The 21647-nt window shown below is 42.7% G+C and carries 18 protein-coding genes and 1 pseudogene; 12 read left to right on the forward strand and 7 right to left on the reverse strand.

Features of this window, described 5'->3' with window-relative positions; genetic code table 11:
• Positions 1–27 precede the first annotated feature (27 nt).
• From AB8613_RS22360 to AB8613_RS22395, 8 genes are all read left to right on the forward strand, one after another.
• On the forward strand, positions 28–309 hold the full coding sequence (locus AB8613_RS22360) for an HlyU family transcriptional regulator (protein ID WP_060981308.1): 282 nt from the start codon (positions 28–30) through the stop codon (positions 307–309).
• Positions 310–608: 299 nt separating this feature from the next.
• On the forward strand, positions 609–2156 hold the full coding sequence (pntA, locus tag AB8613_RS22365; protein ID WP_372385059.1) for a Re/Si-specific NAD(P)(+) transhydrogenase subunit alpha: 1548 nt from the start codon (positions 609–611) through the stop codon (positions 2154–2156).
• Between the two features lie 10 nt (positions 2157–2166).
• Positions 2167–3564, forward strand: a complete 1398-nt coding sequence (gene pntB / locus AB8613_RS22370) for a Re/Si-specific NAD(P)(+) transhydrogenase subunit beta (protein ID WP_060981310.1) — start codon at positions 2167–2169, stop codon at positions 3562–3564.
• Between the two features lie 277 nt (positions 3565–3841).
• Positions 3842–5314 (forward strand): sensor histidine kinase VxrA, encoded by a 1473-nt coding sequence (gene vxrA / locus AB8613_RS22375; RefSeq protein ID WP_146490456.1) that lies wholly within the window; start codon positions 3842–3844, stop codon positions 5312–5314.
• Positions 5289–5948 carry a response regulator transcription factor VxrB gene (gene vxrB, locus AB8613_RS22380; RefSeq protein ID WP_017632827.1) on the forward strand — a complete coding sequence of 220 codons (660 nt, stop codon included), beginning with the start codon at positions 5289–5291 and terminating at the stop codon, positions 5946–5948. The genes vxrA and vxrB overlap by 26 nt, the downstream gene beginning before the upstream one ends.
• Positions 5948–6835 (forward strand): DUF2861 family protein, encoded by an 888-nt coding sequence (locus AB8613_RS22385; RefSeq protein WP_372385060.1) that lies wholly within the window; start codon positions 5948–5950, stop codon positions 6833–6835. The genes vxrB and AB8613_RS22385 overlap by 1 nt, the downstream gene beginning before the upstream one ends.
• Positions 6836–6885: 50 nt before the next feature.
• Positions 6886–8046, forward strand: a complete 1161-nt coding sequence (locus tag AB8613_RS22390; RefSeq protein WP_372385061.1) for a conjugal transfer protein TraF — start codon at positions 6886–6888, stop codon at positions 8044–8046.
• Between the two features lie 41 nt (positions 8047–8087).
• Positions 8088–8240: a YoaH family protein gene (locus AB8613_RS22395; protein WP_004731009.1), complete on the forward strand. Its 153-nt coding sequence runs from the start codon at positions 8088–8090 to the stop codon at positions 8238–8240.
• A gap of 761 nt (positions 8241–9001) precedes the next feature.
• Here AB8613_RS22395 and AB8613_RS22400 read toward each other — a convergent pair.
• On the reverse strand, positions 9002–10309 hold the full coding sequence (locus tag AB8613_RS22400; RefSeq protein WP_372385062.1) for a GGDEF domain-containing protein: 1308 nt from the start codon (positions 10307–10309) through the stop codon (positions 9002–9004).
• Positions 10310–10901: 592 nt separating this feature from the next.
• Here AB8613_RS22400 and AB8613_RS22405 point away from each other — a divergent pair.
• Positions 10902–11169, forward strand: a pseudogene (locus AB8613_RS22405) (hypothetical protein); the annotation flags it as partial.
• A 282-nt stretch (positions 11170–11451) separates the two neighbouring features.
• A complete protein-coding gene (locus AB8613_RS22410) occupies positions 11452–12057 on the forward strand; it encodes a Shedu immune nuclease family protein (protein ID WP_372385815.1) in 606 nt (201 codons plus the stop codon).
• Between the two features lie 298 nt (positions 12058–12355).
• Here AB8613_RS22410 and AB8613_RS22415 read toward each other — a convergent pair whose 3' ends face one another.
• From AB8613_RS22415 to AB8613_RS22425, 3 genes are all read right to left on the reverse strand, one after another.
• Entirely contained in the window at positions 12356–13702 is a 1347-nt protein-coding gene (locus tag AB8613_RS22415) for an ISNCY family transposase (protein WP_372385817.1), read from the reverse strand.
• Positions 13703–14004: 302 nt separating this feature from the next.
• Positions 14005–14316: a stress response translation initiation inhibitor YciH gene (gene yciH / locus AB8613_RS22420; RefSeq protein ID WP_050649524.1), complete on the reverse strand. Its 312-nt coding sequence runs from the start codon at positions 14314–14316 to the stop codon at positions 14005–14007.
• A gap of 3 nt (positions 14317–14319) precedes the next feature.
• Positions 14320–14688, reverse strand: a complete 369-nt coding sequence (locus AB8613_RS22425) for a DUF3319 domain-containing protein (RefSeq protein ID WP_060981728.1) — start codon at positions 14686–14688, stop codon at positions 14320–14322.
• 100 nt (positions 14689–14788) lie between these two features.
• On the opposite strand from AB8613_RS22425, the gene AB8613_RS22430 reads away from it, so the two are divergent.
• Positions 14789–15757 (forward strand): tyrosine-type recombinase/integrase, encoded by a 969-nt coding sequence (locus AB8613_RS22430; RefSeq protein WP_146491580.1) that lies wholly within the window; start codon positions 14789–14791, stop codon positions 15755–15757.
• Positions 15758–15918: 161 nt separating this feature from the next.
• Here the strand turns inward: AB8613_RS22430 and AB8613_RS22435 are convergent, their stop codons facing one another.
• Positions 15919–16914: a D-alanine--D-alanine ligase gene (locus AB8613_RS22435; protein ID WP_372385063.1), complete on the reverse strand. Its 996-nt coding sequence runs from the start codon at positions 16912–16914 to the stop codon at positions 15919–15921.
• 179 nt (positions 16915–17093) lie between these two features.
• Positions 17094–17657, reverse strand: a complete 564-nt coding sequence (locus AB8613_RS22440; RefSeq protein ID WP_060981319.1) for an SPOR domain-containing protein — start codon at positions 17655–17657, stop codon at positions 17094–17096.
• Between the two features lie 216 nt (positions 17658–17873).
• On the opposite strand from AB8613_RS22440, the gene AB8613_RS22445 reads away from it, so the two are divergent.
• A complete protein-coding gene (locus AB8613_RS22445) occupies positions 17874–20555 on the forward strand; it encodes a GNAT family N-acetyltransferase (RefSeq protein WP_372385064.1) in 2682 nt (893 codons plus the stop codon).
• Here the strand turns inward: AB8613_RS22445 and AB8613_RS22450 are convergent.
• Positions 20547–21434, reverse strand: a complete 888-nt coding sequence (locus AB8613_RS22450) for a LysR family transcriptional regulator (RefSeq protein ID WP_372385065.1) — start codon at positions 21432–21434, stop codon at positions 20547–20549. The two genes, AB8613_RS22445 and AB8613_RS22450, sit on opposite strands and share 9 nt — an antisense overlap.
• Between the last annotated feature and the right edge of the window lie 213 nt (positions 21435–21647).

Genomic DNA, 21647 nt, shown 5'->3' on the forward strand with positions numbered 1-21647 from the left:
AATACGGTCATTTAAGGAGTATAAAACGTGGGATTTTTTTCTAGATTATTTGGTGGCAAAGAAAAAACCGAACAAAAAGTAGAGATTGAACCAATCGAATATAAAGGCTTCAATATCTATCAAGATGCCATTGCAGAATCTGGTCAATACCGTGTTGCTGGGCGAATCGAGAAAGAATTCGATGGTGAAATCAAAACCCACCGTTTCATTCGTTCAGATGTTGTTTCAAACAAACAAGATGCCGATGAATTGATGCTTAAAAAATCGCAGATGTTCATCGACCAAATGGGCGACAATATATTTAGCTAACCAATTAGGGTTAGAATTGATGTTGGTCATAATTTAGAGAGCTTTCAGTGTATATGCTGAAAGCTCTTTTTAGTTTTAGGGATAAAGAACAGCTAGAAGGTTGTTATTTAAAGGATTATTTGCAAGTGGTTTGACCTCTTTGTTCGAGAGGCTCGTCATTTCTTCAAATGAAGCGCTCAAAATCCATCCAAATCGTTATAAGTAATAACTTTTCCTGTTCTTTGAACAAAACGCTTGAAGTATTAGTTGTCGTTAGATACAAACGAATAAGTCATTGTGCCAATAGTCAAGGAATAGCTATGCAAATTGGTGTACCAAGAGAAACACTCGCAGGTGAAACGCGAGTCGCTGCTTCGCCGAAATCGGTAGAACAGCTTCTAAAATTAGGATTTGAAGTTTGTGTTGAATCACAAGCAGGTGCGTTAGCAAGTTTTGAAGATGCAGCTTATGAACAAGCTGGAGCAAAAGTTGTTACCGCAGATGAAGCTTGGAAATCCGATATTATCTTTAAAGTTAACGCTCCGATCGTTGACGAGTCTAAAAATGAAATCGATCTACTTAAAGATGGCGCAACATTGGTCAGCTTTATTTGGCCTGCTCAAAATCCAGAATTAATGGAACAATTGTCCAGCCGTAACATCAATGTGATGGCGATGGACTCTGTACCTCGTATTTCAAGAGCTCAAGCGCTAGATGCATTGAGTTCTATGGCTAACATCGCGGGTTATCGTGCTGTGGTTGAAGCGGCGCATGAATTTGGTCGATTCTTCACGGGTCAAATTACGGCGGCAGGTAAAGTTCCACCAGCGAAAGTATTGGTTGCTGGTGCGGGTGTTGCTGGTCTAGCGGCCATTGGCGCTGCGGGTAGTTTGGGTGCGATCGTTCGTTCGTTCGACGTTCGTCCTGAAGTTAAAGAACAAGTCGAGTCTATGGGCGCTGAATTCTTGGAAGTCGATTTCAAGGAAGATACCAGCGCGGGTGATGGCTACGCAAAAGAGATGTCTGAAGCATTCAACAAGAAAGCGGAAGAGCTTTATGCGGCTCAAGCGAAAGACGTTGACATCATCATTACAACGGCACTGATTCCAGGTCGTCCGGCACCTAAGCTGATTACTAAAGAGATGGTAGACAGCATGAGTGCAGGTAGCGTTATTGTTGACCTTGCAGCTGCGAATGGCGGTAACTGTGAATACACGGTTGCAGATCAAGTGATCACAACCGCTAATGGCGTAAAAGTTGTTGGTTACACCGATATGGTTGGTCGACTGCCGACTCAGTCATCTCAGCTATATGCCACTAACCTAGTCAACCTACTGAAGCTGCTATGTAAAGAGAAAGATGGCAACATCAATATTGACTTTGAAGATGTCGTGCTACGTGGCGTAACTGTGGTTAAAGAGGGCGAAGTTACTTGGCCTGCGCCACCAATTCAAGTGTCAGCTCAACCACAACAAGTTAAACCTGAAGAAGCTAAAGCTCCACCGAAGGTTCAACAACCTGTGTCTCCAGTCAAGAAAGTCGCCGGCATTGCAATTGCGGTTGGTGCTTTCGCTTGGGTAGCGTCGGTTGCTCCTGCTGCGTTCTTATCTCACTTTACCGTTTTTGTTCTCGCTTGTGTGGTGGGTTATTACGTAGTTTGGAATGTAAGCCATTCTCTGCATACGCCTCTGATGTCCGTGACTAACGCGATTTCAGGCATCATTGTAGTCGGTGCACTGTTACAGATAGGACAAGGAAGTGGCGTCGTCACGTTCTTATCATTTATTGCCGTATTAATTGCAAGTATCAATATCTTTGGTGGCTTTACTGTGACCAAACGTATGCTTGAAATGTTCCGTAAAGACTAAGGAGTAACAGATGTCTGAAGGATTAGTACAAGCAGCTTATATTGTTGCTGCTGTATTCTTTATAATGAGCTTGGCTGGGTTATCGAAACAGGAATCTGCACGTGCAGGTAACTATTACGGTATCACAGGTATGGCAATCGCGTTGATCGCAACGATCTTTGGCCCTCATTCTGCAGGTATTGTATGGATCATCATTGCTATGGTGATCGGTGGTGGTATTGGTATCCACTACGCAAGAAAAGTAGAAATGACTGAGATGCCTGAGCTGGTGGCAATTCTGCACAGCTTCGTAGGTATGGCGGCGGTACTTGTGGGTTACAACAGCTATATTGATCCACCTGCTGCTGTTTCTATCAACCCTGCAGATATTCATGCAGAGCACGTTATCCACCTAGTGGAAGTGTTCCTTGGCGTGTTTATCGGTGCGGTGACGTTTACAGGTTCTATTGTTGCGTTTGGTAAGCTTCGCGGCGTTATCTCTTCGTCTGCATTGAACATCCCTCATAAGCACAAGTGGAACCTAGCGGCTATCGTTGCTTCTACATTGCTAATGATTATGTTCGTTAAAGCGGACGGCAGCATGTTCGCGCTTATGGTGATGACACTTATCGCATTCGCATTCGGTTACCACCTAGTGGCATCGATTGGCGGCGCAGATATGCCAGTGGTTGTCTCTATGCTTAACTCTTACTCTGGTTGGGCAGCGGCGGCGGCAGGTTTCATGCTTGCAAACGATCTGCTTATCGTAACAGGTGCATTGGTTGGTTCGTCAGGTGCGATTCTGTCTTACATCATGTGTAAGGCGATGAACCGTTCGTTTATTAGCGTTATTGCTGGTGGATTCGGCCAAGAAGTGGTGGTGTCTGATGGCGATGAAGAGCAGGGTGAGCACCGCGAAACATCAGCTGAAGATGTAGCTGACATGTTGAAAAACTCAAAGTCTGTCATCATTACCCCAGGATACGGCATGGCTGTAGCTCAAGCTCAATACCCAGTGCATGAAATCACTGAGAAGCTACGAGCGCAGGGCATCAATGTTCGATTTGGTATCCACCCAGTTGCGGGTAGGTTACCGGGTCACATGAACGTACTCCTTGCTGAAGCGAAAGTGCCATACGATATCGTTCTTGAAATGGACGAAATCAACGACGACTTAAGTGAGACAGATACTGTATTGGTTATTGGTGCAAATGACACCGTTAACCCTGCTGCGCTTGAAGATCCAAACAGTCCAATTGCTGGAATGCCAGTACTTGAAGTTTGGAATGCTCAGAACGTTATCGTATTCAAACGTTCGATGAATACGGGTTACGCAGGTGTACAAAACCCATTGTTCTTCAAAGAGAACACGCAGATGCTGTTTGGTGATGCGAAACAGAGCTGTCTAGGTATTCTAGAACATCTATAGAAAGCACTTTGTGTGATAACTAAAAAGGAGCTCGTTGAGCTCCTTTTTTTGTTCTCAGTAAGTTGCTTTACTCAAAACTAATAACAAGTAGGACGTGGAAACTGACGCAAAACGTGTTCGAATGATCGTTGGATTCATCCACTAAACTTGTGAGTACGCTTGTGCAACACAATTCTAATATGATGGTATTTATTGTTATAACTCGCCATTACTATTGTTTTTCATGCGGTTAAAAATTTATCTTTGATAGCGAATGGTATATATTTGTTTGATCTATATGAATTTGCGTTGGTTTGTGATCATCAAAAGAACATTTACTCTTCTTATCGCTACGTTATCTGTGTCAGCAAACGCATTTGCTGACTCTTTGCCTGAGCGTATCGATAATTTCACCAAACTTTTTGATCATGAAACCGCAATCGAATCTTATGATATTCGAGTGCTGCAGGCTGATTATCCAACACGCTTGATCATGCCGTCTTCTATGTTGCCACAAACTGCAGAGTATCCGTTAAAAGACATCCAGCGTTTATATCAGTTATCAAAAACGTGTAGCGGAAAACTACCGTTAAGCCCTTTGATTACAGAACCCTTGGTTTTTACTCGTGCAATGTGCAAAGGAACCAAGCTTTCTGATCGCTGGTTTAGCCGTAGTGGTTTGATTCACCCTGGTGGTGGTTCTTATGCGGCGAGATATGTAGAAAAATATCCAGACAAGTTCGACTCTCTGAAACGTTTTATGCATATTCAAGAGCGCCCAAACACAGAGCATGATGAACTTTTATCTCGTCTACAAAACATGGACAGTGAGGCCATCACAGCACTATTAGCAGGTGCGAGCATGTTTGTAGAGCTTGACGAAATGTGGGTAAAGCGCGGCGACAGATATTACCTGTACAAAGAATCAGTTTGGAATGAAAACGCAACACTTTCTGGTTTATCGTTCAGTTTGTCTTCGGAAGGTAAAAGTTGCTTCGTACAACGCGGCAATGTGTGTTGGGAAATAGAAGATCATTCAGAGCTTCTGCAAGTTGCCATGTTTATCTTGGTGATTGCCAACATCATGCTTGTTTTGGGTTGGGCGATTTACCGTTGGAACAGTAAGAAACAAGAGATGAAGAGCCGTATGCTGGTTCTTCAAATTCTAACGCACGAATTAAGAACGCCAATTGCGAGTTTGTCATTGACGGTTGAAGGGTTCAGACGAGAGTTCGAACACTTGCCTGAATCAGTATATGATGAGTTTCGTCGGCTGTGCGAAGATACGCGCCGTTTGAGGCAGTTGGCAGAAGCAAGTAAAGACTATTTGCAGTCAGACAATCAACCACTCGCGACAGAGTGGGTGCCGAGTGTTGAAGAGTGGCTTCAGTACAAAGTTGAAGAAGATTTCGCGCCGGGAATTGAACTGCGTGTAAACAAAGATATTGCTGCAAAAGTAAACGTGTATTGGTTAGGAACGTGTATAGATAACCTGATCAGAAACGCTGTTAAATACGGTGTCGCACCAGTGATACTAGAACTGAATACTTCTGACAAGAAGCTGACATTCAAAGTTATAGATAATGGAGACTTGTCCCGCAAAGATTGGGGGCAACTAAGAAAGCCATTCGTTAGTAAGAGTGGACTCGGTTTAGGTCTGACGATAGTGGAATCTATGGTCGGAAAAATGGGCGGTCACATGACGCTTATCGGCCCCCCAACAACATTTATTTTGGAGATACCTTGTGAAACAGACATTGCTTCTCGTTGAAGATGATAAAAATTTAGCTGACGGTTTATTAGTTAGCCTTGAGCAAGCTGGATATGAATGTTTGCATGCTGAGCTGATCTCTGAAGTTGAAGGCTATTGGGAACAAGCTGATCTGGTTATCCTAGACCGTCAACTTCCTGATGGTGACTCAGTAGATTCACTTCCTGGTTGGAAGAAAAAGAAAGATATACCTGTAATTTTGCTAACAGCATTAGTTACAGTAAAAGACAAAGTAGCGGGCCTAGATTCAGGTGCAAATGACTACCTAACTAAGCCATTCGCAGAAGCAGAGCTGTTTGCTCGCATTCGTGCTCAACTTCGCCTACCAGACGCTGAAGAACAAGATGCATCAAAAGTCATCGCTCAAAACCTTGTTATCGATAAAGCAACTCGTGAAGTGTTTTTCAACGAACAAGAAGTAACACTAACACGTACTGAGTTTGACCTACTATTGTTCTTGGCAAGCAACCTTGGCCGCGTTTTCACTCGTGACGAGCTACTGGATCACGTATGGGGTTACAACCACTTCCCAACAACACGTACAGTAGACACTCATGTTCTGCAACTTAGACAGAAATTGCCGGGTCTAGAAATCGAAACGCTACGTGGCGTTGGCTACAAGATGAAAGCGTAATGAAAAAAGCCTTACTTCCACTATTATTGCTGTCTGGCGTGTTCAATACCGCGCACGCTGCAGATTGGTTTAAGAACAGTGATGCTCTGACTCAAGTACATAAACATCTATTAGATAATGACTTGCCTCAGATGTTTGATTCATTAGTGGAAGTTTGGCAGATCAATGTTTCTCAGTCTCGAGAAGATCACCTCAATGAATTGTTTGACCAAGCGTTGAATAAAGATTGTGGAAAAACCCTCACCAAAAAGACATTACCGGATTGGGTCAGTTCGGTAGTCGTGAAAAGACACGTCATTCAAAGCCCGGGGCGAGATACATTCCGTGTTGCGATTGAGGTCGCATCTGATAACAGTATTCAAGATATCACCTTCGAAAAATGGGTCGATAAAGTTGTCTCGTCTGATAGTGAATTCACCAAAGAGAACGAAGTCGTCAACAACGCCTCAGTTAACTTGTATCGGAAGCGCTATAACTTAGCGTCTCAGCTCGATTCTGGACTGTATCGTTTAAACGTAAAAGGCGATGGCGGTAACTCTTGGAGCACTTGGGTTATTCTTGGTGAAGTTGCCATGCGTCAGCAAGTTCGCTGGGCATCTAAAGACACGTGGCGTATCGATAAGAAAGAACTGCTTAACCCTTATTGTCCACTTCCTAAACTTGAAGTTGGTTTGTACGATTATGTCGACGAACACTATGAAGAGGTCTGGGGAAAGAGCTACGAATCTGATTACCCGATGAATCTTACGGGTGAAGATCTACCCAATGATCGCTACGTACTTGCCGTTTCAATGGTGCATTCGCGTTGGCAAGGCGACATAGCGATAGAACAAGCACAAACTATCAGTAAAACTTATGATATTTCTAGCGAAGAAGAGTTAAAGTAATTTAAAATTGTGCCGTTAACTATGTAAGGGATCTAACAAAGATAAACGGCATGAAAAAAACTACTAAACTACTCGCAGCGTCAATTGCATTCGCCAGTCTTCCTCTTTCAGCAGCAAACTACGCCATTGAAGCGCGTGGTGATGCGATGGGTGGTGTTGGTGTTGTTTCTGCAAACTTCCTAACCGCTCCATTCTATAATCCAGCATTGGTTGCGATTTATCGTCGTAACGATGACATGGGCATGATCACACCAAGTTTTGGTGGTAGTTATAATGACCCAAATAACTTAGTTGATGGTATCGATAGCTTAGTTGACAGTATTGAATCAGGCACTGTGACTGGTTCTGACATAGATGCTCTTAATGGTGATAGTCTGAATGTTGATTTAGGTGGTGTAGTAGCATTTGCTTTACCAAATCAATATATTGCGGCAAACGTATTTGCAAAAGCATACACTGAATCTTTTGTAACTCCTGACACATCTAACGACGCGGCTAACAGTGACTTAGTTAATGCTGAGTTAACAGCTGTTAAAGCCGTTTCTATCGGTATTATGGAAGCTGGTATTTCGTTAGCAAAATATCAAACATTCATGGGACAACACCTGTCTTTTGGTATATCTCCGAAACTCCAAAGAATCTATACGTACAATTACATTGCTTCGGCACAAAACTACGATTTAAGTGACGTTCGAGAAAATGACACAGCTGAAACTACATTTAATATTGATGCTGGTGCACTTTGGTTTTACGGCCCATTTAGAGTAGGCTTTTCTGCTACGAATATTATCGATCGAGAAATTGAAACTAAATCAATAAGCCAACAAATTACAAGCACTAGCAATCCAGGTGCTTCGCGTACAATTACGTCAAGTCACTCATATAACCTTGGTCCGGTTTACACTGTTGGCGCTGGTATTGTTTCAGATTATTTTACACTGAGTGTTGATTATGATTTGAATGAAGCTGAAAAGTTTACTTCATTCGATGATAACGAGCAGATGATTCGTATTGGTACCGAAGTCGATCTTCTACGTCAGCTTAAGTTAAGGGGAGGGTACTACAAGAACCTGGCTTACTCTGATTCGGAAGGAACAGTCACAGCCGGTATTGGTATCTCGCCACTCAACTTGTTCCAGTTAGATCTAAGTGCGAACTACACAAACGAAAATGCAATGGGTGCTTCAATCAATTTCCTTGCTAGTTACTAACAGTCCTTATATAGTTCTGCTCCTAAATAAAGGAGCAGAGCATGCTAAACGACTTACCAACCCTTTCTCACGAAGAACAACAGAAAGCTGTTGAACGAATTCAAGAAATGATGACTCAGGGCATCAGCACAGCACAAGCTATCAAAATCGTTGCTGAGCAAATTCGTGAAGAAATGAGTAATAAAGAAGAGTAGGGCATCAGCCCTTCTTTTTTAACACCTTAATGCACTATAACTAAATACATTACCCTCTAGTATATTATCTCGTACATACCCACTCTTTAGCTACCCTAAATTCCGACCTAACCAAAACCATCAAATCTAGTTTATTCAATAGGTTACAGCGGAACAATCCACTTTATAAGCTTTTCTCGGTTTTTATTTGTAATTAAATTACAGCAAGATCTGAAAGTAAACCAATTGCCATTTTAGGTGTCAGTATTTGTGTCACCATGTCTAATTGGTTCAATATATGGCGTTTTTTAAGGCTGGTGACGTTGTGACTTCTGTTTTTAGCGGATGCGGGTGTATGAATGTTCACAAGCAGACAAATGAGGATTTCATTTAAAAACAGTGCGAGATAAGTAGCGACGGTAATGTTCTAAACCGATACTGCGAGTGACTGACCACTGGTTAGAGCAAGCTTTACACGCTATACGTGACTGCAAGAACAAGTGCTTAGGAGAAGCTTAGAGGCGTAAAGAAGAGCTGTTTGTAAGCGGTATCAACCGGAGAATGCCATTGATGACGTTATTACAGATGGTGTTATCACAGATGATAAGAGCGTACTTAGACGTGTCGAATCGATTAGAATTCTGATGAGGCAACAAAGCAGTCAGCAGTTAAAAATCTAACGGGTGCTTAAGTGGAGAGTCGATATCGACAAGGTATTAACTGCGTGTTGATTGAGTAGTGCCGAGAGTTGAATGTGTAGCTGCAGTCCAGTCTAGCGAGCCTTAATAAAACGTAGCGACTTGGTTTCGTCCGTTGTCTTTAGCTTGGTAGAGCGCTTTGTCTGCACGTTTGATGGCAGTACGTATAGATTCATGCTCCTTAAGCTGCGTTACTCCGGTCGAAGCCGTGACTTTAAGCGCTTTAGGCCAAGGGCTTTGCTCCATTGCTAAGTAAAAATTATCGATAGATTCGTTACACTGTAGCGCAGTTTGTTCCAGGCAAACGAGCAGAAACTCCTCACCACCCCAACGATAAAGCAAGTACTGCTCACCAAGGCTCTTGTTCGCCGTTGCGACAAACTGAATAAGTACTTTGTCACCCACTTCGTGGCCATGTTGATCGTTGATCTGCTTAAAATGGTCTAAATCAAACAACGCGATGTGAATCGTTTTTCCTTGTTGCGCCAACCATTCGAAATCATAGAAGGTATCTAAAGCTTCGGTTCGGTTTCTACATCCGGTCAACGGATCGGTTGTGGCCTTTACCTTTAGCTCTTCAATTTCTTGGGTTAAATGGCGTTGTTGCTGTGCTGAACGCGTTTTGTTTCGTTGTGCAATATGTAAAGCACAAGCGACATAGTAGATCGCGTATACCACCCATAGTCCAACCAATAGCTCACCTAGCAAAGCCTTGCTGATGATTTTACCGTGGAACACAATACTCGAGATGTTAAGTGAATGATGCCCAGCAAGCGTGCTGGCACCAAGCCCGAGTTCAACAGATACCGCGTTCGTAATGTCTACAGCGCTATCAGAAACAGGGCGGTTATAATGATCAATCCACCAGAAAGGAACATTGAAGTAGTCTAAGTCGATGTGGTTTTTATCTGGTAATGAGAAGTCTAAGCGATTGAACTTGTTCGACATAGCATCGCCTTTCACGCTGTAATTCTTGTCGTAATTACGAATGTAGAAGCGAAACCTTGGGTCTTCTTGGCCTTGGTAATCCATATTAATGGTGACCGAATCGAACGTAGAGAGATCGAGCCCTTTACCTTGTGTCGATATAACGAACTCAATTTCACAGAATGGCAAGCTATAGGTTCGTTCAAAGTCACACTGTAACTCAATTCCATCTTCTGACCTTTTTAACAAGCCAACGGTGCCACCATCGTGGTCTCTGTCTGTGTTAACGCGTGTAGGGTATTTGTCTGGTGTAATAACGAGGCTCTTATTCATGAGCGTATTAAAAGAGATCAACGACACTAGCGTGATTGCTAGGCAAAAAATCGAAAGGAATATGTTGAGTTTTCGGAATGCTTTGTCGCTCATGATACTAACCCGTACACGTGATTCGAACCTAATGCGCAATGCCTTAAAGTTGGCGCAATCGGAGATTAGAGTATTAGCATTGATAAAATTGCTATACCCAGAACTGATCCAGAATTGACGGTTATACAGGAAAGCGAACCATTAGACCAAATTCAAGTTCAAAAATTGAACGCAGCCCCTTGATTCTGAATGTTATTTGCTCAATAAGTGCGGTTTTTACGGGGGCAATAATTTAACTGTGTATTTATACAGTTAAATTTAAAGTAGCTCGGTTTGTGTAATCAGAGCGGTGTGTGCGAGCTTTATGGCTTGCTGTGATACGAGTCACGAGGCCACTGTTTACTGTTCATCAATTAAAGTGGAGGGTAGTTATGTTGCAGTGTCACTTTTTGGGGCTCGGTTTTATCGAAACACTTTATTGTTTATGAGAGCGTTACTTGTGTTTATTCGTACCCTTGTTAACGAAACAGTGCTCCTTTGCTTGCTGCACTGGAACCCAAAAGGCGAACTCATTGATTGAGTTCGCCTTTTTTTTGAATTTAATCATTTAGTTTAACTGCATCTATTTTTATATATTTACGCCGATATATGATATGGGCACGATGAGTATTAGTAACAATGGAAAGATTAAATGACCGACAATACATTAAATGTTGAAACCACATCTAGCGTCACTGCAATCACTGACCCTATCGCCCTCAGAACTACGGATTCTGTGAGGTTGGTATTTAAGCCAACTTTAGTTCGAGGTCAGGAAAAGAAAAATTGGATTAAGGGTGAGTTCATTTATCAAAGGAAAAAAATCTGATGAGTGGGAAGATTCAAAAAATGTAAATCTAAGCAAATTAAAAGCAGGAGAAGGGGTTCACTTGGTTTTGACTACAGATGAAGTTGGTGAATTGCTTAATAGTTTAGGTGCCATAATTAGAAGTGATATGAAAAGTGGCCTCAGAAGTGGAAAAAGCACATATGTAAAAGTAGAGGAAGGACGAGCATCTGCTGTCAGTAAAATTACAAGTATTAGCGATGAAGACTTAGATGAGATACTAAGTATTAGTAATGGCGATGCGTTTAAAACTGTAAAAAAAATTGCAAACATTCTAACCAATTCTAACCATTCTGATGCCATTCTGAATAGCTTAAAACAGTTGCCAGTGCATGATATTGCTAAACTAAACGCAATGACTGGTATTACAACGTTAAAAGCTTCTTTGGACTATTGGAAGAAAAACGATAAGTCTAAAGATGAAGGGCAATGGCAGAAGTATTTTGAGGACAACCCTTTCATCTTAAGTAATATATTGTCCATACCTGCTTTTATGTTGAATGGTAGTGCTTATGTTGGCGGTAAATCTGTTGATAACGTTGGCGGAAACTTATGTGATTTTCTTTTTAAGTCAGAGCAGACAGAAAACCCTGTACTAATTGAAATAAAAACACCAGCAACTAATCTTATCGGAAAAGCTTATAGACAAACGTTTAGTATGTCTGATGAGGTCTCTGGCTCTATTGGCCAAATCTTAAACTACTCAAACCAGTTATTGAAAAATAGCTACGCCTTGCAAATTGAAGACCAAGATAAGAGTAAGGAACAACAGTTTAAAATTCACAAACCGTTACTTTACGTGATTATTGGTAACTCCACAGAGCTAGACAATAACAAAAAGCGAGAGGCGTTTGAATTATATCGAAATAACCTTAAAGATATTAACATTCTAACGTTTGATGAGGTATTTGCGAAAGTTAAACGTTTAATCTCTGTACTCGAAGAATCGACAAATTCTTAGTGTTACCTTTGAAGCCCGTAGTAAGCGGGCTTTTTTGTATTTACTGTACCGTCCTAAATATGGTTGACACATTTCCAACATGAAATTGGAGAGTGTCATGAAAACAACAATTCCAAACGATAATGAATAGTTATCAGTTTTAAAAGAACGTTATTAATAAATTCGGATTGCTTATCAATAGTTTAAATCTAATGGATCTAAAATTTTTCGATTGGTTACCAAATGTTAAAACATTAATACTCTCTGTCAATCCCATTTTAAAATGTCCTCATTTGTCCCAAATAGAAATGTCCCCTTGTTAGGTCTTTCGACTGGAAGCTTTGAATGGTTCGGTGAGGACAGGGTTGATGGCTCGAGGTGCTGTTTGAAGGGCTCTTTGTTGTGCACGGCGCTTGGGGGCTTTCTTACTGCGGGTTCGTTGCTGTTGTTGTTCGAATTCTTCTTGTTGTTGCTGAGCAAATTTTAAAACTTGGCCGAGGCGTTTGTTGTCGACGATTTGGGCTTGTTGAACGTGCTCGAGTTTGTCGAAGGTTTTGAATTCGAGTTTTCGATGCCCGTATTGGATGGCAATTTCACCGTTTGGGTAGTCGAGTATCTTGACATGTTCGTGCGCTAGTCGGCTGTTTTCTTCAGTAGGTTCAATGAGATAAACCACTTTATCGTATTGAAATGTCAGCGACTTTGAGAGCTTGCGGGTTTCTTGCCAACTGAAAATATCGTCGAGTTCTTGCTTGGACTCTCGAACCGGACGATGCATGTTTTTCGGGTATTGAGCGGGCTTAGCAAAGCGGTGGTTAAAATCGGCGATGAAGTAGGGAAGCCAGGCGTTGGCTTGCTCGATGGTGTTGATGCCTTGTAAGCGCATCTCTTTAACCAGCCGGTCTTGCAACGTGAGATTGGCTCGCTCAACGCGGCCTTTGGCTTGGGAGCTGTTGGCACAAATGAGTTCTATCGCCAGCTCTTTCAACACGCGCCCGTATTGAGTTTGGCCAACTTGTTTGTGTTTCTCCTGATTCACTCGAAATATGGAGTGTTTGTCGCTGTAAAATGCGATGGGTTTACCGTGCGCGTCGAGGTATTCACGCGTCGCCAACATGTAGTCAAACGCGGATTCTGTCTCACTGAATCTTAGGTTCATCAAACGGCCAGTCGCATCATCAATGAACACCAATAGGCAGCATTTGTCGCTGCGGCCTTCAAACCAGTCATGATGGGAGCCGTCAATTTGGATAAGTTCACCCAAGCAATCACGACGGTAACGAGGCTGATAGACTCGAGGTTTGCGTTGTGAATGTGGAAGCCACAGTCCGTCGGCGATCATCCATTGACGTAAAGTTTCTTTAGAGACGGATAGATTGTGTCGTTCAGTCAGTTTTTCCAGAGCGAACGTTGGTGAGAAGTCAGAGTAATGCTCACGGATAAGTTTCAGTATTTCAATTCTGAAATGTTCTGAGTAGCGTCGATTACTTGGGCGTCCACGCGCTGCGTGTGTAAGACTTTGAGCGCCAAGAGAGACAAGTTTGTTTACCAAACGTCGGATATGACGGGCAGACAGATTCAAAATGATAGCAGCGTCAACTTGGCGTAGTCGTTTTTCACGTACGTCAGTAAGCACCTTGAATCGATGAATATCTTTTTCACTCATAGTAATAAGCATCCGGATAACTCCTAAGCAGACCAATATAGGTAAGCTTAGGAGGACATTTTAAAATGGCTCAAACCGGACATTACTAAATTGCTCTAACAATCCCATTGCGCATTATGTATATTATGTTAAATTGGATTTGATGTTTATAAGGCAGGACTCTTTGTGTGATGCCCTGCCTTTATTTGGTGTCGATATTCTCTGAATTATACTGTGTATTTAACCATATTGGCTATTTACCATAAAATACCTAATATCCAGTGATAATAATCTTCGATTTTAACCCTGGTATTAGTTAGAGATTAACCGCCAGAGAATTTAACTTTGTAGCCTTTCTTTTCAAGGTGCGCTTTGATCTTGTCACGAGCGTCACCTTGAATCTCGATGTTGCCATCTTTTACGGATCCACCACAGCCACAGACTTTCTTAAGTTCTGCTGCCATTAGTTTTAATGGTGCGTCATCTAGGTCTAAGCCAGTTACGACAGAAACGCCTTTGCCTTTACGGCCTTTGGTTTCTTTTTGAATTCGAACGATACCATCGCCTTTAGGACGCTGGACTTTCTCTTCTTCAGGCTTAATGCGACCTGTTTCTGTTGAATATACTAAACTCATAACTTATTTCTTTTGTTGCTCTGCTTTTTGTTTTGCGAGTAAGTAAGCTTCTATATGACGCTGAATTGCAACCTTGCCGCCTTTGATAAGACGTCCGTTAAACATGCAATACCACGCGTTAGGCTCACCTGTGTCATTCTTTATCTGATAGCCGTTGAAGTTTTCAGTTTGGCCACCAGTTCCTCTCGACTTATTTAACGTCGTGAACTCTTTCGGGTCAATAATAGATGCGGTGTCAATCCACCAATCAATACTCTTTTTCACGGCAGCTAGGTTGCCCTGAATAACATTGTTCTTTAACTTAGCACGCCAAACCGTGTTAGTGGCATCCGTCGATTGCAGATGGACGCTTCGGTAAATTGAATTAGCCATATCCATTAATCATCTTTTTGTTTTCACTACATTAATCATAAGTATACTTATAATGATATCAAGCATAATATGGTAAAAACACCTGTCGAGGTACGGTAATTTGAGAAAAAATGTCCCTATTCTAACCGACTCTGTGAGAATTAATTCATTTGTTGAAAAATTGAACAGGTGCGCGACAATTGAAATTATAGATGAGTTGACAGGATTTCAATACTCTCGTAATTCACTGTTAGGTATCTACAGTGATTGGAATCGCTATCATGCGTTCTGTACCAAACATCGTATTAACACACTTCCCGCATCTATAACCGCTGTTCGTCGTTTTCTCGAGACGGAGTCTAACGATAGAAAATACGCATCTCTAAAACGTTACACCGCAACGCTTAGTATGCTTCATACTGTGTTGAACTTTGCTAATCCAATCAAGCACAGGCAAGTTCGCTTTACCCTGCTCCACTTACAGTCGCAAATGGCCGGTGACGCGAAGCAAACCAATGCTATGACATCTAAGCATCTCACTGATTTAAATGTGTTACTCTCCGACGACAAAGCAAACTTGAAAGAGATCAGGGATATAGCTATTTATAACGTGATGTTCGAGTGTGCTTTAAAACGCTCAGAACTTAAGGCGTTATCAATGACTGATGTTGAGTACGTTGAAGATCATTACCAAGTCACGGTCAAAGGTTCGGCTTATCAGTTGTCACAAATAGCCAGTGTTGCACTTCAACGTTGGCTTTCGTTTACTGGTACACAAGATGAGTTGCCAGTATTTCGTGCGATAGACAAGCATGAGAATATTGGTTTGCAGCCTTTAGATGATTCGTCTATTTACCGGATATTGAGACGAGCTAGCGACTTACTTCAATTGCCGGAAAACCACTATTTCTCTGGAAATTCGATTCGTGTTGGTGCTGCACAAGAGTTGTCGAAACAAGGTCTTAAGGTTAGAGAGATTCAGGACTTTGGCCGCTGGCTTAGCCCTGCAATGCCAGCCCAATATGTTGGCTTTTCGGGTACTGCTGAAAGTGAGAAGATGAAGTTTAAGGCGCTAACCCCTTGGCAATAAACGGTTCGTAGATTATTTGGATATTGTTACTTGGATATAAGTAGTGGCTAAAACGATCGATTTTTAAAAACGGCCAGCTTTAAAAACAACAAGTGCTTTGGCAGAAAGCTCAATGCACTTGTTGGGTTTTGCTCTAAGTGAACGAAAACGAGTTAGAAGACCTAAGAAAGACTTGTTCTCACGCAGTTCTCCAAGAACTGGCTGAATTTGTGACCGGCATGCTCAACCATTTTAGGGAACATGGAGATTGGCGTCATACCTGGGAACGTATTTACTTCGTTCAGGTAGATTTCGTTGTCTTGCGTTAGGAAGAAATCAATACGAGACAAGTGACGAAGCTTCATCTGAGTGAAGACTTTGCGTGCGCTGTCTGCAATCAATTCACGCTGTTCATCTGTTAAGTTACTTGCTTCAACTTCGGTAATGGAGTGGCTGTCTGCACTGTACTTCTCTTCATAAGAGTAAAATGCGCCATTAGGTGCAATCACTTCCCCCGGCTTGCTAATATGTAGCTCGCCATCGATTTCATAAGCAGCAACTTCTAGCTCTCTAGGCACCACTGATTTCTCAACCAATACTTGGTCCGAAAAAGTGAACGCCTTGTTGATCGCTTCGCTTAAATCTTCTACTTGGTTAACTTGGTAACAACCTACGGAAGAGCCTTGACGGGCAGCTTTCACGAACACTTGACCCCAATTTTCAAAGGCTTGAGTCGCTTGTGAGTGAGCTTGTTCATCGTTTTCTGATAAGAATAGATAAGGCGTGTTTGGAATGCCAAGCGCGTCGTACCAAAGCTTTGAAGTGATTTTATTGAAGCTGTTGTTACTTGCTTCTGAACCACAGCCTAGATACGGAATTTTAGCCATTTCAAACAGAGATTGAATGTCACCGGTTTCCCCCGGGAAACCGTGAATACAAGGCACAATGAAATCGACTTTAGATTCTAAATTGTCACCGCGTAAGGTTTGATCGTTAATATCAAGATAAACCAATTCACCTGAATCAAGACACCAGCCCTCGTTTTTAATTTCAACTCTTACAACGTTAAAATCTGCAACGCTATTGAGTTGTTCAAAAAGGTAATTAGCTGAAACTAAAGACACTTCATGCTCTGAAGATCCACCGCCGCAAAGTAGAAGGATGTTTGTGGTGTTCATGGGTAAATTCGGTCCTTGAAACTAGGAATACTGACTTCAATGATAAACAAAAGTCGAGATAGGTACAGTGTTTTGATTGTTAAAATTGCGTTCGAAAGAGCGAGCGATTAACTATTAAACAAAACAGCGAGTCTTAAAACAAAAGAAGGAGCATTTGCCCCTTCTTTATGAATTAAAACTTAGTTCAACTTGTTAAGCGTTGGGTATTCAGAGTTCTTGATGTCATCAATGCTCTTAACAAACGGCTTCAAGTTTTGGAAAGTGCTCGGCAGCGTTGAGATTGCCTTTTTAGCTTCTAAGCGCGTTGCATAGTCACCATAAAGTACGGTGAACCACTTAGTGCCGTTAACCATTTTGTAGTTTTCCCAAACTGGCTGAGAAGTCGTAGGTAGCATTTTCACGAAAGAATCGACTTTACTTTGGCTGCCAACAGCAACAACTTGAACTGTGTAACCAAAACGCTGGTTCATGTCTTGTTGTTTCTTCGTTGGTCCTGTCACTACTGCAACTGGCTTAGCTTTAGTCGTTTGAGTGACTTTCTGTTCAACAGGTTCAGTTCTGATCACGTTGACAACGTTTTCTTCAACAACGCCTGTTTGCTCAGATTGAGATACAACTGGAGCTTCAACTTTGGCCGTCTTGTACTCTTCTTGATAACTATCTGAAGTGACATTGGTAACGTAGTCGTCAGATACACATGCAGCCAAGAGCAGTGGCAAAGTCACAATTGCAAATTTTTTCATGGAAAGCTCTATATCCTTAATAATAATTACTATAAATCATGCCGATACGTCGGTTTAGAATCAAGTTAACTTTGAGATTATACACCATTAGTGGGTGACCTATTTCACAAACTTTATGCAGTGTCTGCTTATTCATCTTAATTCGGTGAATTTGCCATCAACCCGTTAGTGAAAAGTAAGTTACGATGAACTTACGTGCATTGCTAGGATATGTCTATGAATCATCTTGATCCCCTCCTTAAACCCCGTTCAATCGCTGTTGTTGGTGCTTCTCAACGAGAAACGCGCGCGGGATATATCGTCATGAACAATTTGTTGCACGGGGATTTTAAAGGTGCGGTGATGCCCGTTACGCCAAAATATGACTCGGTGGCAGGCGTACTCTCATACAAGAACATTTTGTCACTGCCTATCGTGCCTGACCTTGCGATTCTCTGTACCAATGCGACCCGTAATGTGGCCATTTTTGAAGAGCTGGCCGAGAAAGGCATAGCCTCTGTCATTGTGCTTTCTTCCGACATGCAGCAACAAAGCGATAATGGCGAAACGTATGATGCACGATGCCTAGCGATTGCTAAAAAACACAACATTCGGGTGCTTGGCTCCAATAGCTTGGGGATTATTGTCCCTTGGTTAAATTTGAATGCCTCTTTTTCTCCGGTAACTGCGCTGCCAGGTAAAATCGCCTTTGTTTCTCAGTCGGCTGCAGTGTGTACCACGATTCTCGATTGGGCGAACGACAAAGAGATTGGCTTCTCAGCGTTTATCTCGATAGGCAATGGCAGTGACATTGAATTCTCGGAACTCTTGGATTATCTGAGTACCGATTCTCAGACCGAAGCGATATTGCTTTATGTCGATAGCATTACTGATGCGAGGCGCTTTATCTCTGCAGCGCGTGCAGCGTCACGCAACCGACGAATTCTAGTGCTCAAAGGCGGACGAACAGCGAAAGGCCGAGCAGCGGCCATGGCACATACTGGTGGTGCCGATACCTTAGACATTATCTATGACTCTGCGATCCGACGCAGCGGTATGTTGCGAGTTAAGAACTTACATGAACTGTTTGCTGCGGTAGAGACACTGACTCATTCAGTGCCCTTGCGTGGCGAGCGCTTGGCTATTGTTACCAATGGTGGCGGCCCTGCAATTATGGCCGTGGACACCCTATTTGACCGCGGCGGCAAGCTCGCAGAATTCTCTGAAGATACGCTCGATAAACTCAGTAAGGTTTTGCCATCGAGTTGGTCTCATAGTAACCCTATCGATATTGTTGGCGATGCCGGCGAACAACGCTATATCGACACCATAAACATCTTGCTCGATGGCGACGAAGCGGATGCCATTCTTATCATGCACAGCCCTTCTGCAGTCGCACATTCAGCCAGAACAGCAGAGCGAATTATTGAAGCGATTAAAAAACATCCTCGCCATAAGCGCTTTAATATCTTAACGAATTGGTCTGGGGAGTTAACCGCAAGGCCGGCGAGAAAGCTGTTTACGGAAGCGGGTTTCCCAACCTATCGAACGCCTGAAAGTTCAGTGGTCGCATTCATGCACTTGGTCGAGTACAGACGCAACCAACGTCAGTTAATGGAAACGCCGACCACGGCAGAAAAAGTGCACATTGAAGACTTGGCAGATGCCAAAAATTGGATAGAACGTCAACTACTGGATAAAGAAACAGTTAGTCTTGATACCCATCAAAACAGTCAGTTTTTCAAGCACTTCAATCTTGATGTGTTGCCAACTTGGATTGCTTCCGACCCAAGTGAAGCGGTGCACATTGCTGAAACGATCGGTTACCCGGTCGCCGTAAAACTTCGCTCGCCAGACATTGCGCATAAGTCGGACGTTCAAGGTGTGATGCTCAATTTACGAAACAGTAGTGAAGTCGCGAATGCCGCTCAGGCAATTCTCGATCGATCTCAATTGTCGTTCCCTACTGCTCATATCCATGGCTTGTTGATTCAAGGTATGGCCAAGCTTGCAGGCGGCCAAGAACTGCGAGTTAAGGTCACAACGGATGAAACCTTTGGCCCTATCATTTTACTTGGCCAAGGTGGCTCTGAGTGGGACGAATCAATTGATGCCGCTGCTGCTTTCCCACCGCTTAACATGACACTGGCGCGTTACTTGATCATTAGGGCGATAAAAAGTGGCAAGATTCGCCTGCAAAAACTGCCTAACCCGATCGACATTGAAGGCCTCTCTGAATTGCTGGTTCGTATATCGCAAATGGTAGTGGATTGCCCCGAAATACATGATTTGGATATCCACCCAGTACTGGCCAATGGTGACAAGTTCACGATATTAGATGCCGATATCATCTTGAAAGCGTACGAAGGCGATCCACAAGAACGTCTTGCGATTCGCCCTTATCCGGTCGAGCTTGAAGAGAATATAGTACTCAAGGACGGCACCGAAGTGTTGCTACGCCCTATTCTTCCTGAAGATGAACCGCTTCATGCCGATTTTATTAATCGCGTCTCTAAAGAGGATCTGTATAAGCGTTTCTTTAGTGATGTTGGAGAATTCAACCATGAGGCGTTGGCGAACTTTACTCAGATTGATTTTGATAGAGAAATCGCGTTTGTGGTGGTACGTAAGGAACAAGGTGTGCCTGCGATTATTGGTGTATCGAGAGCGCTAATTAACCCAGAGAACACCGATGCCGAGTTCGCGATTCTGATACGTTCCGATCTGAAAGGTGTCGGCTTAGGTCGTATTCTTATGACTAAGGTTATTGATTACTGCCGTGCGAAGCAGACTAAACAGATGTCGGGCATGACGATGCCAACGAATAGAGGGATGCTGACACTAGCTCAAAAGCTCGGCTTCGAGCTAGATATCAGTTTTGAAGATGGTACTGCAGATATGGTGTTACCGTTACTTTAACGCCCATGTCTTTTTAAGATGTTGGATACACCAAGACTTGGCGTCGCCCATTTTGTTGCGTCGCCAAGCCATGACGATATCGATCGGCTGTGGTTCTGTACCCGAAATCTGCTGTAGAACGCCAGATTCAATCAGCGGCTTAGCAATACTACTCGGCAAGGTGCCAATCCCTAATCCAGTTGTTAGAGCCTCTACCTTTGCAGGGAAGCTTGTTACGGTCAAACGAGGTTGTTTCTCTAGAATGTTGCGACTTAACGCTGGTTGATCGCGTGCAGTATCCGCAATTGCAATAACCCTGTAACTTTCCCTCGCTTTTTGATCGAACTCGCCAGAGCGCTTATGAACATAGTGGTTTGTTGCAGCGACCCATACCATTTCCATCTTACCAATGATGTCACTTTTCATATCGTTTGGAATCGTGTCGAGCTTGGGACATACCAATAAATCGGCTCGGCCATCTGTCAGGGATTCCCAACATCCGGCTAAGATCTCTTCTTGTAAGCGAACACGTGTTTTGCTGATTTTCCCGAGTTCGTCGACCAACGGGAAGAAATTGGCAATAGGAATGATGCCATCAAAGGCAATGGTCAAATCTAGCTCCCAGCCATTAGCAAGAATACTCGCATCGTTAACGAGTTGTTCTGTGGCACCAAGAATGATTCTACCTTGCTCTAAGATTAACTGCCCCGCTTCCGTGAAATTTGCACGGTGGCCTGAGCGATCAAAAATCATGATATCTAAGTCTTGCTCTAACTTCTGGATTTGATAACTCAATGAAGAAGGCGCTCGGTCCAGTTCATGCGCTGCAGCTGCGAAACTCCCACGACGATCAATGGCATCTAATATGTGTAATGCTTCAAGTGTTATTGGACTATGCATAGCTTTCCTACTTTATAAATGAGACTTGAATCACAAAAACAGAAGCATTCAGGCTGTGAATGGAACTGTAAAAGTCTTTTTAATACAGGTGTTTAAGAGTATTAATTATGAATTAGTTGATAAGATTGAAAATTATTTAAATGCAAATAATAGTAATTATCATTTAGATCCAATATTATCTTTCGCAAATCAAGATAATACTATGGAACTAAG

Source organism: Vibrio sp. BS-M-Sm-2, assembly GCF_041504345.1.
Classification (GTDB): Bacteria; Pseudomonadota; Gammaproteobacteria; order Enterobacterales; family Vibrionaceae; genus Vibrio; species Vibrio satsumensis.

Bases quoted from the DNA above. Each gene is read 5' to 3' on its own strand.
- AB8613_RS22385 (WP_372385060.1), top strand. From the start codon at position 5,948: ATGAAAAAAGCCTTACTTCCACTATTATTGCTGTCTGGCGTGTTCAAT.
- AB8613_RS22450 (WP_372385065.1), bottom strand. From the start codon at position 21,434: ATGCATAGTCCAATAACACTTGAAGCATTACACATATTAGATGCCATT.
- AB8613_RS22410 (WP_372385815.1), top strand. From the start codon at position 11,452: ATGACTGGTATTACAACGTTAAAAGCTTCTTTGGACTATTGGAAGAAA.
- AB8613_RS22415 (WP_372385817.1), bottom strand. From the start codon at position 13,702: ATGAGTGAAAAAGATATTCATCGATTCAAGGTGCTTACTGACGTACGT.
- AB8613_RS22390 (WP_372385061.1), top strand. From the start codon at position 6,886: ATGAAAAAAACTACTAAACTACTCGCAGCGTCAATTGCATTCGCCAGT.
- vxrA (WP_146490456.1), top strand. From the start codon at position 3,842: ATGAATTTGCGTTGGTTTGTGATCATCAAAAGAACATTTACTCTTCTT.
- AB8613_RS22395 (WP_004731009.1), top strand. From the start codon at position 8,088: ATGCTAAACGACTTACCAACCCTTTCTCACGAAGAACAACAGAAAGCT.
- pntB (WP_060981310.1), top strand. From the start codon at position 2,167: ATGTCTGAAGGATTAGTACAAGCAGCTTATATTGTTGCTGCTGTATTC.
- yciH (WP_050649524.1), bottom strand. From the start codon at position 14,316: ATGAGTTTAGTATATTCAACAGAAACAGGTCGCATTAAGCCTGAAGAA.
- AB8613_RS22445 (WP_372385064.1), top strand. From the start codon at position 17,874: ATGAATCATCTTGATCCCCTCCTTAAACCCCGTTCAATCGCTGTTGTT.
- AB8613_RS22440 (WP_060981319.1), bottom strand. From the start codon at position 17,657: ATGAAAAAATTTGCAATTGTGACTTTGCCACTGCTCTTGGCTGCATGT.
- pntA (WP_372385059.1), top strand. From the start codon at position 609: ATGCAAATTGGTGTACCAAGAGAAACACTCGCAGGTGAAACGCGAGTC.
- AB8613_RS22435 (WP_372385063.1), bottom strand. From the start codon at position 16,914: ATGAACACCACAAACATCCTTCTACTTTGCGGCGGTGGATCTTCAGAG.
- AB8613_RS22425 (WP_060981728.1), bottom strand. From the start codon at position 14,688: ATGGCTAATTCAATTTACCGAAGCGTCCATCTGCAATCGACGGATGCC.